This window comes from Amycolatopsis sp. NPDC006125 (genome assembly GCF_040614195.1).
GTDB classification, from domain to species: Bacteria; Actinomycetota; Actinomycetes; order Mycobacteriales; family Pseudonocardiaceae; genus Amycolatopsis_E; species Amycolatopsis_E tucumanensis.
Genome location: NZ_JBEXTZ010000024.1, coordinates 64,004 through 77,417, shown reverse-complemented (window position 1 = coordinate 77,417; position 13,414 = coordinate 64,004). Strand labels below are relative to the sequence as shown.

Genomic DNA, 13,414 nt, shown 5'->3' with positions numbered 1-13,414 from the left:
CCCGGTTCAGGCGGGCACGGCGGCCCGGTCGACGGCGGAGGCGGCGCGGTGGGCGAACGCCAGGATCGGGCCGAGCGTCGCGCCCCCGGCCCAGTACGCGCGCCCGGAGGCGGACGCGACGCAGTTGCCGACCCCGAACAGCCCGGGGATCGGCTCGCCGAGGTCGTCCAGGACACGGCCGTCGGCGTCGGTGCGCGGCCCGCCCTTGGTGTCCAGCGTCCCGCCGGTGACCAGGGCGGCGTAGTAGGGGCCGGTGTCGCTGATCGGCCACATCGTGGGGTTGGCGCGGCCGGGTTCGTCCTTCACCGGGCCGTTGAACACCAGCTCGATGGGCGTCTCACCGCGCGCGAAGTCGGCGTCCTTGCCCGCGCGGGCGAAGCCGTTGAACCGCTCGATGGTGGCGGGCAGGTTCGCGGCGAAGTCGTCGGCGAGGGTGAAGCCGCCGGTCCTGCCCGCGTTGGCGGCCAGCCGTTCGCGGATCCGTTCGGTCAGCTCCTCCAGCGTGTCCGCGCGGATCACGTGCGAGTCGTCCGCGCCGGGCGGGACGATGAGACGGCCGTACTCGTCGCTGGCGGAGTGGTCCTGGCTGCGCTGGTCCCAGATCTGCACCAGCACCAGGTTCGGGTAGCCGCCCTCGGCCGGGTCCCACTGGAAGAACGTCTGAGCGGCCTCGTTGTAGGGCATCTTCTCGTTGGCGACGCGCCGGCCGTGCCGGTCGACGAAGATCGTCGAATCGCCTGCCACCGAGAACATCCCGACCAGGTCCGGCCTGCCGGAGCGCTCCAGCGGCACCGGGCACATCCAGGCGTAGTTCATGTTCCCGAGCTGCGCGCCCACCCCCGCGGCGATGCGCACGAAATCGCCCTCGTTGGTCGCGGCGGCGCAGCCCCGGTAGGCGGGCACGCTCAGGTGGTCGCGGCGCAGTTCGTCGTCGTGCGTGAAGCCGCCGGTGGCGAACACGACGCCCTTGCGCGCCAGCACCCGCACCGTCCGCCCGCCTGCGGTGGTCGCCTCGACCCCAGCGACCCGGCCGCCGTCGAGGATCAGCCGCTGGACGCGGTGCCCGGTGCGCACGTCCACCCCGTCGCGCTCGGCCGCGGCGGACATCTGCCGCACCGCGCACACCCCGCCGTCGGACATCGACTCCCGCGCGTCCGCCGGCACCAGCACCCGCCCGGTCGGCGCCTTGTCCTCGGGCAGCTGCGACCAGTAGTCCGGCACGTCCGGGCAGTGCCGGTAGGTCAGGGCGCCGCGGTCGCGCAGCAGCTCGGCGGCCGGGGCGGCGCTGTCGTAGATGGCGCGGACCATGGACAGCTCCCACTCGCTCAGCCCGGCGTCCGCCCGGGCCGGGTCGTAGCGGGTGGGCTGGGACAGCCGCGCGACGTAGCGGAGGAAGTCCTCGAACCGGTCCTCGATGCCCAGGGCGCGCATCGCCTCGTTGTTGGGCACCCAGTACCAGAACGCCGCCTTCTTCGCCGTGCCGCCCAGCTCGGGCGCCTTCTCCAGCAGCACGACCTCGTTGCCGAGCCACCGGCTGAACAGGGCGGCGGGCAGGCCCGCGCCACCGCCGCCGACCACGACCACGTCGGCTTCGGCGTCGGCCGCCGAGCGGGCCGCGGGCCGGGCGCTCTCCCGTGGGGCTACCGAATCGTTCGTCATGCGCCCAGGATGGAAATCCGGCCCGCCGCGCGGTTGTCTCACTTTGAGACACCCCCGGCGGCCGCGCGCCCGGGCACACTGGGGCGGGAAGATCCGTGACCACAACGGAGTGACAGCGGATGGCGTATCAGATCGACACGCGGGACGGGCTCGCGCGGCTGCGCCGGGCTCGCGAGGAGTTCCTCACCGAGCGGCGACTGCCGGACGACCTGCCCGAGTGGCTGTCGGCGGCCTGGCGGCGGTCGTGGTTCACCGGCGCCGACGTGACGCGTGACCACGTGCCCGCGGTGCCGGTGGCGCCGGAGAGCCAGCTGGTGCGGGCCGCCACGCCGGTGCTGGCCGGTCTCGCCGAAGACCTGTCCGGGCTGCGTGCGGCGGTGGTGCTCAGCGACAGCCACGCGCGGATCGTGGGCTGCTGGGCCGGCGACGAGCCGATGCGCGCGCACCTGGAGCGCATCGACACCCGGCCCGGCGCGGACCTGTCCGAGGGCACCACCGGAGCCAACGGCATCAGCCACGTCCTGAGCACCCGCGAACCGGTCCTGATCGGCGGCCCGGAGCACCTGTTCGAGCTGTACCAGGACACGGTGTGCGCGGGCGCGCCGGTGACCGACCCGATCACCCGCCGGATCAGCGGCGCGATCGCCGTGGTGTGCGACCTGTCCGCGCCGCTGGCCGTGCTGGACGCCCTCGCGCGCACGGCGAGCCGCACCATCGAGCGGGAGCTGCTGCACGCCGCCGCGGCGCGCGAGCGGCGGCTGCTGGAGACCTACCTCGCCGCCGCGCCCGGCCGGGAGGCGGTCGCCGTGCTCGACGGGCGGACGCGCATCGTCAGCGACGCGGCGGCGGACCTGCTGAGCCCCCAGGACCTGGACACCCTGGAGTCGTACGCGGTCGAGGCGGCCCGGGACGGGCGGGCGCCGTCCGGCGAACTCACGCTCGGCGACCGGCTCACGGTCCGCCTCGCCCCCGCCGCGCCGGGCGGGCTGCTGGTCACCGTCACCGCGGCCCGCCCGCCCCGGCGACGGGCCGGGCCCGGCCTGTTCGCCGCGGCCGGGCTCGCGGGCAGCTCCCCGCCGTGGCGGTCGCTGGAACGGGCGCTCACGCGGGCCCGGTCCCGGCCGGTGCTGCTGCTCGGCGAGCCGGGCGTGGGCAAGGCGAGCGTGGCGCGGGCGCTGCTGGGCGAACCGGTCGTCGTCGAGGCGGACGAGCCGGTGGAGGCGGTGGCGCGGGCGCTCGCGGGAGAAGCCGTGCTGATGCGGCACCTGGAACGGCTCGATCCCGCCCGCGCCGGGCGGCTGGCGGACCTCCTCGCCGGCGAGCACGCGGCCCACGTGGTGGCGACGATGGTCCCCGGCCCCGCGCTGGCTCCGCTGCGGACGCGCTGGGCGCCGGCCGAGATCCGGGTGCCGAGCCTGCGTGAGCGCACGGCGGACATCCCGGAGCTGGCGAACCGCTTCGGGGCGCGGCTCACGCACGAGGCCCGGGCCGTGCTGCAGCGGCACGACTGGCCGGGCAACCTGGCCGAGCTGAAGGCCGTGATCAGCGGAGCCGCGGCCGAGGCAGGCGGCGGCACGATCGGCGCCCGCCACCTGCCCGGCCGCCTGCGCTCCTCCCCCACCCGGCCCCGCCTGAGCGAACTCGAGAAGGCCGAACGCGCCGCGGTCGCCGAAGCGCTGCGCACCGCGGACGGCAACCGCGTCCGGGCGGCCGCCCTGCTCGGCATCGGCCGCGCGACGCTTTACCGCAAGCTGAAGCGCTACGGGCTCGGCTGAGCCGGAGGCCGGTGGCGGCACGACCGGCGCCCGGCCGCCTGCGCTCCTCCCCCACCCGGCCCCGGCTGAGCCGGCGGCGCACCCACTGTCCGAACCGGACGGTCGGCGCGCACTCGCCCCGGCGTCGGAACGGCAGGCTGTTCCGTCAAGGGTCTTTCGTCTCCTCCGGTGGGGACCGAGGCCCCGGGCCGGGAAGCGGCCGCCCGGTTACCATCGCCTGGGGAAGGGTTTCGTCATGTCCCACTGGGTTCCCGGCCTGCGGCAGATCAGGTCGTACCAGCGCCGCTGGCTGGCGAAGGATCTCGTGGCCGGCGTCGTCCTCACGACGCTGCTGGTGCCGCAGGGAATGGCGTACGCGGAGCTGGCCGGCCTGCCCGCGATCACCGGGCTGTACACGTCGATCCTGTGCCTGCTCGGGTACGCCGTGTTCGGGCCGTCGCGGATCCTCGTGCTGGGGCCGGATTCCTCCCTGGGGCCGATGATCGCCGCGACGATCCTGCCGCTCGCCGCGGCAGACGGCGACCCCGGGCGCGCCGTCGCGCTCGCCTCGATGCTCGCGATCCTCGTCGCCGCCATCATGATCGTCGCGTCGGTGGCCAAGCTGGGCTTCATCGCGGACCTCATATCCAAGCCGACGATGATCGGTTACCTCAACGGCCTCGCACTGACCATCGTGGTGGGGCAGCTGCCGAAGCTGTGCGGGTTCAGCGTCGACGCCGACGGCCTCGTCGCCGAGATCGGCGCCGTGGCGCGGGGGATCTTCGGCGGCGAGGTCAACGGCGCCGCCGCCGCGGTCGGGATCTCCGGCGTCGCCGCGATCCTGCTGCTGCAGCGCTGGCTGCCCAAGATCCCCGCGGTGCTCGTCGTGGTGGTGCTGGCGATCGCCGCGGTCCCGCTGTTCGGCCTCGCCGCACGCGGCGTCGACCTGGTCGGTGTGCTGCCGCGGGGTTTCCCGCCGCTGTCCATTCCGGACATCGGCCTGTCCGACCTCGCTCCGCTGTTCGCCGGCGCGCTGGGCATCGCGCTGGTCTCGCTCGCCGACACGATCTCCACGGCGTCGGCGTTCGCCGCCCGCACCGGGCAGGAGGTCCACGGCAACCGGGAAATGGCGGGCATCGGCGTGGCGAACCTGGCGGCCGGGCTGTTCCAGGGTTTCCCGGTCAGCACCAGCGGATCGCGCACCGCGGTCGCCCAGCAGGCCGGCGCGCGGACCCAGCTGACCGGCGTCGTCGGCGCCGTCCTGATCACGATCATGATCCTGGTCGCGCCCGGCCTGTTCCGGAACCTGCCGCAACCGGTGCTCGCCGCGATCGTCATCACCGCGGCGTTGTCGCTCGCCGACCTCCGGGGGACCGCGCGGCTGTGGCGGCAACGCCGGACCGAGTTCCTCCTGTCGGCCGCGGCCCTCCTCGGCGTCGCGCTGCTGGGCGTGCTGCCCGGGATCGCGGTCGCGGTGGTGCTGTCCATCCTCAACGTGTTCCGGCACGCGTGGCTGCCGTACCAGACCGAACTGGGCAAGGCCGACGGGGTGCCCGGCTACCACGACGTCCGGTCCTACCCGGACGCGCGGCGGCCGGCCGGGCTGGTGATCTTCCGGTTCGACGCGCCGCTGATCTTCGCCAACGCCAAGACCTTCCGGGAAGCGGTGCGCCGGCTCGCGGCGCGCGACCCGGCGCCGCACTGGATCGTCGTCGCCGCCGAACCGATGACCGATGTGGACACCACGGCCGCGGACATGCTGCGGGACCTCGACGACGAGCTCAACGCGCGCGGCACGCACCTCGTGCTCGCCGAGCTGAAGGACCCGGTGCGGCGCAAGATCGACCGCTACGAGCTGACCCGCACGCTGGATCCGGACCACTTCTACCCCACCGTCTCCGCCGCCGTGGACGCGTTCCGCCGCCGCACCGGGAACGGCTGGGTCCCGGTCAGTGCAGGTGCAGCAGAACCAGGTTCTTCAACACGATCATGACCACCCCGAGCAGACCGGCCACGCACGTCGTCACCACCAGCTGGACCCCGCGCAGCCGCGCGGTCCGCGCCGCCGACCAGGCGTGGACCACCAGGAGGACCACCGCGGTCGCGAGCCCGACGTTGGCCGCCGTGAGCGGTGTGGCGCCGGCCAGCCGGGCCAGCAGGAGCGCGGCGAGCGGACCGTAGGACGCGGTCACCATCGGCCACGTCGCGCGCAACTCCGCCCGCACCTGGGCGCGGGTCGGCAGCCCGCCGCCGGAGGTCTGCTCCCCCACGATCTCCGCGAACTCCTCGGCGGACCAGTAGACCAGGAGCGTGACCACGACGGCGACCGCCAGTGCCGCGGTGGGCAGCTGCTCGCCCACCGCGGTCAGGATCGCCGCGGTGACGATCGCGCCGTAGATGCCGGCCGCGCGCCGTCTGCCCGCCGTCCGGACGGCGGTCCGGTCAGCCGGTCCGCCGATCACCGTCCACCTCCGCCCGCTGTCCGAACCGGACGGACAACAGCAGGTCCTCGGTGCGCCGGACCGCCGCGGCCCGCTCCTCGCCGTTGACGGCCAGCGCGCGCACGACGGGATCGTCCGGGCCGCGGCGCGCCCGCAGTTCCAGCAGCCGGGTGCGGTACGACACCGGCAGCCCATCCGGGCTGGTGGTCAGATCGCAGTACCACAGGGCGTCCCGGACCGGTCCGCGTTCGTCCGGGAACTCCGCGAGCCGCCGCCCGAGACCGACCAGCGCGGCCACCGCGTCCGCGCCGGAATGGTGCGCGACGAGCGCGCACACGCGCAGCGGCACGCCGACACTGCGGAGGTAGCACGCGCCGTCGAGCTGGTGGAGGCCCACGCCCCCGACCGCGGCGGCGTACCCGATGTCGTGCAACCAGGCCGCGGCGACCAGCACCGGACGGTCGGCCGGCGCCAGCGCGAGCGCCGTGCCTTCGGCCTTGCGCCCGACTCCCTGGCTGTGCGCCCACCGCCGCGGCTGTTCGTCGGCGAGCAGACGGCCCGCCGTGACCCGCGCCCACCGGTCCAGCGGGATGGCGTCGCGGTACCCGGCCACCACGCCGGATCCAGGCCCCATCGACAGGCGAGACATCGCTACTCCTTCCGTCGGGCCGCCGCGCGGTGCGGCCACCGCGCGAACAGCGCCTCCCGGCGCCGGGATTCCGGCGGCCCGCGCTGCCCGGACCGCAGCAGCACGTCCGCCCAGCGGGCGCGTGGATCGAGGTCCACGAGCAGCGCCTTGGCCAGCAGGGTCATCGGGATCGCCAGGATCGCGCCGAGCGGCCCCAGCAGCCACGCCCAGAAGACCAGCGCCACGAACGTCACCGTCACCGACAATCCGACCGCGTCGCCGACGAACCGCGGCTGGATCAGCGACTGCAGCACGAAGTTGATGACGCCGTAGCAGACGATCACCAGCACCATCCGGCCGACGCCGCCGGTGAGCAGGCCGAGGATCGCGGGCGGGGCCAGCCCGATCAGGAACCCGACGTTCGGGATGTAGTTGGTGACGAACGACAGCAGCCCCCAGGTCAGCGCCAGCGGGATGCCGATCACCGCGAGCACCAGCGCGTCCAGGGCCGCCACGACGAGCCCGAACACCGTCGTGACCACGAGGTAGCGCCGGGTGCCGCGAGTGAACCCGCGCAGCGCGGCGCTCACGGACGGGCGGTCGGTGGCGATCGCGGCGATCCGCTGCCCCGCGCCACCCGCTTCGACGCTCAGGAACAGCAGCAACGCGAGCAGGAACACCAGGTTCGACACCAGTCCGGCGATGTCGGCGAGCAGGGCGGTCAGCAGGCCGGTGAGCCTGCCCAGGTCGAGGGATTCGGCGGCGGCGCGCAGCTGATCCGGTCCGATGCCGAGCCGGGACAGCCCCACCGAGGCGTCGCGGACGACCTCGGCGGCCTGCCCGGTGTACTGCGGCACCAGGCCCGCCAGCCGCGCGAGGGACACGACGATGCCCAGCGTCAGCAGCGCGAGGACCCCGTAGACCAGGATGACGAGCACGGTGGTGGTCAGCCACGCCGGCCACCCCCGGCGGCGGAGCCGGTCCTGCACCGGCGACACGGCGATCACGATCACCAGCGCCGTGAACACCGGGCCGACCAGCCAGCCGGCGGCGCGGACCCCGGCGACGACCACGACCACCGCGGCCGCGCCGAGCAGCACCACCAGCGCCCGCGGCAGCAGATCGCGGGACGGCGCCAGACCGTCGGGCGACAGCCGCGGGTTCGGGGGCTCTTCCATCCGCGGGAGGCTAGAGCGGCGGCACCGGGTGCTGCTCATCCCGGCCGGGCGATCCGGCCCCCGGCGGAGCGGCGAGCCCGCCTGCTCCCGCACCGCCGTCACCGTCTCCGCCGTGCCCGCCCGGACCGCCGCGGCGGCTGTCCTCACCCGCCCCGGGTGAGCCGCCCGGCTGCTCCTGCGGGATGCGGCGGGTGAAGAAGAGCGCGACGACGGCGGCGAGCGCGAGCACCGCGATCGCGGCGCGCAGACCCTGGACGCGGGCGTCCCGGTTGGACTCCACGATGCCGTCCGCCGTCGGGGCCGGAACCCCCGCCGCGGCCAGGTTCGCCTCCAGTGCCGCGTCCGAGACGAACGGCGCGCCACCGGCCAGCCGCACCTCCGCCTGCGCCGTCACCTGGGGCGGCACGGCCTGGTTGTCGCGGATGCCGTCGAGGAACGACGACGTGAGGACCGCGATGAGGACCGAGCCGGCGAGCGCGGTGCCCAGCGAGGCGCCGAGGTTGGTGAACGTGTTCTGCAGCCCGCCGACCTCGCTGCTGCGCTCGTCGGGCACCGCCGACACCGTGACACTGCCCAGCTGCGAGGCCAGCGCGCCGATGCCCAGCCCGGCCAGCAGCATCGGGACCGTGGTGACCTCCGGACCGGCGCCCGCGTCCAGTGCGGCGAAGAAGGCCACGAGCGCGACGAACAACGTCACCAGCCCGGCCCGCACGACCCGGCGCGGCGAGATGCGCGGCCACAGCTTCGGGATCCCGGCCGCCGCGGCCAGCAACGTCACCGACAGCGGCAGCAACCGCAACCCGGTCTCCACCGTGGACAGACCGAGCGAGATGGACAGGAACAGCGGGACGACGAAGAACAGCCCGGCCTGGATCAGGTACTGGCCGGAGAACACCATGAGGCCGGCCCGCAACCGCCGGTTGCCCAGCATCGCCGGGTCCACCAGCGGCTCCCGGCCGCGGGCGACCCGCCGCTGCTCCCACAGCAGGAACAACCACAGCACGACCCCGCCCGCCAGCACCAGCCACAGGACCAGGGACAGCCCGAGCACCGCCGGGGCGCCCGGACCCGGCAGGATCCAGCCCCACGTCCCCGACCGGAGCACGCCGAAGACCACCAGGCCCAGTCCGAGGGCGGACATCGCCGTCCCGGCGAAGTCGAGCGCCGGGCGTTCGCCGCGCCCGGGGTCGGCCATCCGGCGCGCCAGCACCAGGATGACGAGCACGATCAGCACCTCGCCGGCGAACACCCAGCGCCACGAGAAGTAGGTGGTCACCAGCCCGCCGACGAGCGGGCCGACGGCGACCGCGATCGCGCCGGCGGAGGCGACCAGCCCGTAGGCCCGCGGCCGTTGCGCCTGCTCGAAGTTCGACGCGACCAGCGCCACGATCGCCGGCATGATCAGCACGGCGCCGAGCCCCTCCAGCACCGACCAGCCCACGATGAGCACGCCCAGCCCGGGGGCGAGCGAGGTCGTCAGCGAGCCGCAGCCGTAGACCACGCACCCGATCGCGAACGCCCGCCGCCGCCCGATCAGCGCCCCGATCTTGCCCCCGGTGACCATCAGCATCGCCATCACCAGCGTGTACAGGGTGATCGCGGTCTGGATCCCGGTGACGGTCGTGCCCAGGTCGTTCGCGATCGTCGCGATCGACACGTTCATCACCGACGTGTCCAAGGTCATCAGGAACTGCCCGGTCGCGAGGGTGAGCAGCACCGTGCCGCCACGGCGCCGCGTCACAGCCGTCGTCCCCATCCGGCGACGGTAACCGGGCCACGGGCACGTGCGCTCACCCGTCGCAGGCGAAGAGCGGCGTGGCGCGAGGGCGCACTGTGGCCGGACGTTCCCGCGGATCGGAGGCGGCCATGGCGGATCAGGCGTACCTGCGCGACCAGGCTTACATGAATTCCCAGCGGGCCACCGGGCTCGGCAGGGTGACGGGGGAACGCGGCAGCGGGTGGTTGTTGTTCGGCGCCGTGATGGTGGTCCTGGCCGGGCTGTTCACCACGGTGATGGGCATCGTCGCGCTGGCCGCGGACGACCACTACGTCGTCGGCCCCGAGGGCACCCTGGTCGTCGACCTCACCGGCTGGGGCTGGATCCACCTCGTGGTCGGCGTGCTCGCGGTCGCGACCGGCGTCGCGCTCGGGTTCGGGGCGATGTGGGCCCGCGTGGTGGCGGTGCTGCTGGTCGGGTTCAACGCGCTGTCGCACCTGGCGTTCCTCAACGTCGCGCCGGTGCAGTCCACCATCGTCATCGCCATCGACGTGCTCGTGATCTGGGCGGTCGTCGCGCACGGCCGGGAGTGAGGACCACCGCCGCGCGCGCGGGGTTCGCCTCGGCGGCGGGCCGGTTCCCCGCGGTCCGGCTGACCGGGCGGGTGCTCCGGCGGGACCTGGAGATCGCCGGCCCGCTGCTGGCCGCCGCGCTGGCCTTCCGGATCTTCGTGTGGCTGCTGCCGTGTGTCCTGATCCTCGTCGCGCTCCTCGGGTTCTGGTGGTCCGGGACGACCCTGCGCGAGCTGGTGCGGACCACCGGGCTCAGCCCGCTCACCGCGAGCCTGCTGGAGAACGTGGGGCGGCAGGCCGAACAGAGCAGGCTGTTCGCGCTCGGGGTGGGCATCGGCTCGCTCGCGGTCGCGTCGTTCACGCTCGGGCGGGCGCTGGACGGCGTCGCGAACCGGGTCCGCCCGGGGACCTGCCCGCTCGACTTCACCGCACTGGCCAGGGCTGGCCGCTACACCGCCGCCCTGCTCGGGGTCGTGGTGGCCTGCCTCGGCGGGCCACTCCTGGAATCCGCCCTGCAGATCCCCGCGGCGGTGATGTCGCTGGTGATGGCTGCCGTGTTCACCCTGCTGGGGCTGCCGTTGCTGCGCGCCGGGCAATCCCGGCCGCACCGCGCGTTCCTGCCCGGGGCCGTCCTGTTCGGCCTCGGGCTGGAAGGCCTGCGCGCGGTCGCCGTCCACTTCCTGCCGGGCAAGTTGTCCCGCGCCTCCGAGCTGTACGGGACGCTCGGGGTGGCCGCCGCCGTGCTCGTCTGGCTCATGCTGATGGCCCGCTTCGTCGTGCTGGCCCACGTGCTCAACCTCCTGCTGTCCGAGCAGGAGGACCGACTGCCGAGGAGTTCCGATGACAGCGCGTCCTGACGGCGCCCCGAAGGCGCCGCCGTCCAAGAAGGTTCCCGTCAAGCTGATCGCCGCGGCGGTGCTGGTGGCGCTCGGCCTGACGTTCGTTCTGCAGAACCGCCAGACCGTGGACATCCGCGTGTTCACCACGACGATCACCGGGCCGCTGTGGGCGGCGCTGGCGGGTGTCCTCGTGCTCGGCCTGCTCGCCGGGCTCCTGCTTGGCCGCGGCGCTCACCGCGCTAAGCGAGGGCAGCGTCCAGGGTGAGGGCCGCGTCGATCAGCGCGAGGTGCGTGAAGGCCTGCGGGAAGTTCCCGATCTGCTCGCCGGTCAGCGCGATCTCCTCGGAGAACAGGCCGAGGTGGTTGGCGTAGGTGAGCATCTTCTCGAACGCGCCGCGGGCCTCCCGCACCCGCCCGGCCCGCGCCAGCGCGTCCACCCAGGCGAAGGTGCACAGCGAGAAGGTGCCCTCCGAGCCCCGCAGCCCGTCCGGCGAGGCGGCCGGGTCGTAGCGGTAGACCAGGCTGTCGGTGACCAGCTCGTCCGCCATCGCGTCCAGTGTGGACAGCCACTGCGGATCACGCCCGGCGATGAACCCCAGCCGCGGCATGCGCAGCAGCGAGGAGTCGAGCACATCGGTGTCGTAATGCTGGACGAACGCGCGCCGCCCCGGGTGCCACCCGCGGTCGTGGACCTCCTCGTAGATGCGGTCGCGTTCCGCCGCCCACCGCTGCTGGTCGGCAGGCCTGCCGTGCTCGGCGGCGAGCCGGATGCCGCGGTCCAGCGCGACCCAGCACATCAGCCTGCCGTAGGTGAACGGGCGCCGCCCGCCACGGGTCTCCCAGATGCCCTCCTCCGGCTGGTCCCAGTTGGCGCACACCCAGTCGAGCACGTCGCGCACGGCCCGCCAGCCCTGGTGCGGGATCGGCAGCCCGGCCCGGTCGCCGGCGAACAGGCTGTCCATCGCCTCGCCGTAGATGTCCAGCTGCAGCTGTTCGGCGGCGCCGTTGCCGATCCGGACCGGACGCGAACCCCGGTACCCCGACCAGTGGTCCAGCACGTCCTCCTTGAGATCGCTGGAACCGTCGACCCGGTACATGATGTTCAGCGGCCCGGACGACCCGCCCGCCCGTTCGCGCACGCGGTCGCCGAGCCAGCGGCCGAACCGCTCCGCCTCGCCGTCGAACCCCAGCCCCAGCAACGCCGACACCGAGAACGACGCGTCACGCACCCAGGTGTAGCGGTAGTCCCAGTTGCGCTCGCCGCCCACCTGCTCGGGCAGCCCCGCGGTGGGCGCGGCGACGATCCCGCCGGTCGGCGCGTAGGTAAGCAGCTTCAGCGTGATCGCCGACCGCTCCACCGCCTCGCGCCACCGGCCGCGGTAGGACGAACCGGCGAGCCAGTTCTGCCAGAACGCGGTCGTCTCCTCGAACAGCCGCCGGACCTCCGCCACCCGGATCTCCCGCGGCGGCCCGTCCGCGTCCGCTTCGAGCACGACGCCGCGGACCTGCCCGGCGGACAGCTCGACCGACATCTCCAGGTCCTGGCCCGCGTGCCGGACTTCGGCGAGCCGCTCGTCGCCGGGTTCCCGCACCGGGTGGACGGTGAGCACCGTCGAACCGCCGTCGAGCACCGCGCCCGCACCGGCCAGTTCCGTCCGATGTGGACGGCGGCCGTAGTCGAACCGCGGCGCCAGCTCGACCTCGAACCGCATCCGGCCGCGCACGCACCGGATCAGCCGCACGATCCGGTGGTTGCCGGTCGCGTGCTCCCCGGCGGGCGGCATGAAGTCGACGACTTCGCCGACCCCTTCCGCGGTGAAGAACCGCGTGATCAGCACCGCGCTGTCCGGGTAGTACACCTGGCGGCTGGTGAAATCGCCCGCCGGCCGCACCCGGAAGCGGCCGCCGCGCTCGTCGTCGAGCAGCGCGCCGAACACGCTCGGCGAGTCGAAGCGCGGACAGCAGAACCAGTCGATCGACCCGTCCGTCGTCACCAGTGCGACCGTGTGCAGGTCACCGATCATCCCGTGCTCGGAGATCGCGGTCTCGGTCATCGTCTCCTCCGGTTTTCTCAGTCCGGTCGCGGCCGTGCCGCACGGCGGTGAGGATCACCCGCAGGCCGAGGCCAAGCAGGAGCAGGTCACCGAGCATCTGCACGGTGACCAGGATCCGCGCCGGCTCCGCGACCGGGGTGATGTCGCCGAAGCCCACCGTGGCGAACACCGTCACCACGAAGTAGAGGGCGTCGGTCTTGCCGAGGGCGCCGGTGAAACTGCCCGGCCGCACCTCCTCGATGCTGTGGTAGGCCCCGGCGAACAGGAGCAGGAACAACGGGACCACCAGTGCCAGCGCCTGCACACCCTGCAGGAGCGGGTACGGCGACCGCAGGATCGCGCGGACCTCCCACACGACCACCGCCGTCACCACCAGCAGTCCGGCCGCCAGGAACACCGCGCCGCCGCCGCGCACCCGGTCCCCCAGCGGGAGCACGTAGTACGCGGTGACCAGCAGCGCGACGGTCAGCGAGGGGCGGAGCACACCGAGGACGAACAACCGCCCCCGGTGCGCCCGTACCCGCTCCCCCACACCGGGCGCCATCCCGGACCGCCCCGGTCATCCGGACGCC

Annotated in this window: 12 protein-coding genes; 5 read left to right on the top strand and 7 right to left on the bottom strand. The window is 74.0% G+C overall.

The genetic code is table 11. The features are described 5' to 3' along the window. Positions 1 to 6: 6 nt before the first annotated feature. Positions 7 to 1,659 (bottom strand): FAD-dependent oxidoreductase, encoded by a 1,653-nt coding sequence (locus ABZ193_RS14985; RefSeq protein ID WP_354710222.1) that lies wholly within the window; start codon positions 1,657 to 1,659, stop codon positions 7 to 9. Between the two features lie 119 nt (positions 1,660 to 1,778). Between ABZ193_RS14985 and ABZ193_RS14980 the strand changes: the two genes are divergently transcribed. Both ABZ193_RS14980 and sulP read left to right on the top strand, forming a co-directional pair. Then, complete coding sequence (locus ABZ193_RS14980; RefSeq protein ID WP_354710221.1) at positions 1,779 to 3,434, top strand: helix-turn-helix domain-containing protein; 1,656 nt, start codon at positions 1,779 to 1,781, stop codon at positions 3,432 to 3,434. 235 nt (positions 3,435 to 3,669) lie between these two features. Beyond that, positions 3,670 to 5,406: a sulfate permease gene (gene sulP / locus ABZ193_RS14975; RefSeq protein WP_354710219.1), complete on the top strand. Its 1,737-nt coding sequence runs from the start codon at positions 3,670 to 3,672 to the stop codon at positions 5,404 to 5,406. Here sulP and ABZ193_RS14970 read toward each other — a convergent pair. Genes ABZ193_RS14970 through ABZ193_RS14955 form a run of 4 tightly spaced genes read right to left on the bottom strand, consistent with a single transcriptional unit; the run spans position 5,363 to position 9,416 of the window. Further along, complete coding sequence (locus ABZ193_RS14970) at positions 5,363 to 5,875, bottom strand: hypothetical protein (protein ID WP_020420094.1); 513 nt, start codon at positions 5,873 to 5,875, stop codon at positions 5,363 to 5,365. The genes sulP and ABZ193_RS14970 overlap by 44 nt on opposite strands. Beyond that, a complete protein-coding gene (locus tag ABZ193_RS14965; protein ID WP_354710217.1) occupies positions 5,856 to 6,503 on the bottom strand; it encodes an HD domain-containing protein in 648 nt (215 codons plus the stop codon). The genes ABZ193_RS14970 and ABZ193_RS14965 overlap by 20 nt, the downstream gene beginning before the upstream one ends. 2 nt (positions 6,504 to 6,505) lie before the next feature. Further along, complete coding sequence (locus ABZ193_RS14960) at positions 6,506 to 7,660, bottom strand: AI-2E family transporter (protein WP_354710216.1); 1,155 nt, start codon at positions 7,658 to 7,660, stop codon at positions 6,506 to 6,508. 10 nt (positions 7,661 to 7,670) lie between these two features. Next, on the bottom strand, positions 7,671 to 9,416 hold the full coding sequence (locus ABZ193_RS14955) for an MFS transporter (protein WP_051123588.1): 1,746 nt from the start codon (positions 9,414 to 9,416) through the stop codon (positions 7,671 to 7,673). 110 nt (positions 9,417 to 9,526) lie between these two features. On the opposite strand from ABZ193_RS14955, the gene ABZ193_RS14950 reads away from it, so the two are divergent. The 3 genes from ABZ193_RS14950 to ABZ193_RS14940 are packed head-to-tail and all read left to right on the top strand — an operon-like array spanning position 9,527 to position 11,053. Next, positions 9,527 to 9,970, top strand: a complete 444-nt coding sequence (locus tag ABZ193_RS14950) for a hypothetical protein (RefSeq protein WP_020420098.1) — start codon at positions 9,527 to 9,529, stop codon at positions 9,968 to 9,970. Then, on the top strand, positions 9,967 to 10,806 hold the full coding sequence (locus tag ABZ193_RS14945) for a YhjD/YihY/BrkB family envelope integrity protein (RefSeq protein WP_354710214.1): 840 nt from the start codon (positions 9,967 to 9,969) through the stop codon (positions 10,804 to 10,806). The genes ABZ193_RS14950 and ABZ193_RS14945 overlap by 4 nt, the downstream gene beginning before the upstream one ends. Beyond that, positions 10,790 to 11,053: a lipopolysaccharide assembly protein LapA domain-containing protein gene (locus ABZ193_RS14940; RefSeq protein WP_020420100.1), complete on the top strand. Its 264-nt coding sequence runs from the start codon at positions 10,790 to 10,792 to the stop codon at positions 11,051 to 11,053. Before ABZ193_RS14945 ends, ABZ193_RS14940 begins: the two co-directional genes overlap by 17 nt. Here the strand turns inward: ABZ193_RS14940 and ABZ193_RS14935 are convergent. Together ABZ193_RS14935 and ABZ193_RS14930 are read right to left on the bottom strand one after the other, a co-directional pair. Beyond that, complete coding sequence (locus tag ABZ193_RS14935) at positions 11,028 to 12,842, bottom strand: glycoside hydrolase family 15 protein (RefSeq protein ID WP_354710213.1); 1,815 nt, start codon at positions 12,840 to 12,842, stop codon at positions 11,028 to 11,030. The two genes, ABZ193_RS14940 and ABZ193_RS14935, sit on opposite strands and share 26 nt — an antisense overlap. Continuing rightward, positions 12,802 to 13,386, bottom strand: coding sequence for a potassium channel family protein (locus tag ABZ193_RS14930; protein WP_020420102.1), 585 nt, complete (start codon positions 13,384 to 13,386; stop codon positions 12,802 to 12,804). The genes ABZ193_RS14935 and ABZ193_RS14930 overlap by 41 nt, the downstream gene beginning before the upstream one ends. Between the last annotated feature and the right edge of the window lie 28 nt (positions 13,387 to 13,414).

What these genes read in the sequence shown, in the direction of transcription:
- ABZ193_RS14950 (WP_020420098.1), top strand. Translation starts at nt 9,527, where the DNA reads ATGGCGGATCAGGCGTACCTGCGCGACCAGGCTTACATGAATTCCCAG.
- ABZ193_RS14965 (WP_354710217.1), bottom strand. Translation starts at nt 6,503, where the DNA reads ATGTCTCGCCTGTCGATGGGGCCTGGATCCGGCGTGGTGGCCGGGTAC.
- ABZ193_RS14930 (WP_020420102.1), bottom strand. Translation starts at nt 13,386, where the DNA reads ATGGCGCCCGGTGTGGGGGAGCGGGTACGGGCGCACCGGGGGCGGTTG.
- ABZ193_RS14985 (WP_354710222.1), bottom strand. Translation starts at nt 1,659, where the DNA reads ATGACGAACGATTCGGTAGCCCCACGGGAGAGCGCCCGGCCCGCGGCC.
- ABZ193_RS14955 (WP_051123588.1), bottom strand. Translation starts at nt 9,416, where the DNA reads ATGGGGACGACGGCTGTGACGCGGCGCCGTGGCGGCACGGTGCTGCTC.
- ABZ193_RS14980 (WP_354710221.1), top strand. Translation starts at nt 1,779, where the DNA reads ATGGCGTATCAGATCGACACGCGGGACGGGCTCGCGCGGCTGCGCCGG.
- ABZ193_RS14935 (WP_354710213.1), bottom strand. Translation starts at nt 12,842, where the DNA reads ATGACCGAGACCGCGATCTCCGAGCACGGGATGATCGGTGACCTGCAC.
- ABZ193_RS14960 (WP_354710216.1), bottom strand. Translation starts at nt 7,660, where the DNA reads ATGGAAGAGCCCCCGAACCCGCGGCTGTCGCCCGACGGTCTGGCGCCG.
- ABZ193_RS14940 (WP_020420100.1), top strand. Translation starts at nt 10,790, where the DNA reads ATGACAGCGCGTCCTGACGGCGCCCCGAAGGCGCCGCCGTCCAAGAAG.
- sulP (WP_354710219.1), top strand. Translation starts at nt 3,670, where the DNA reads ATGTCCCACTGGGTTCCCGGCCTGCGGCAGATCAGGTCGTACCAGCGC.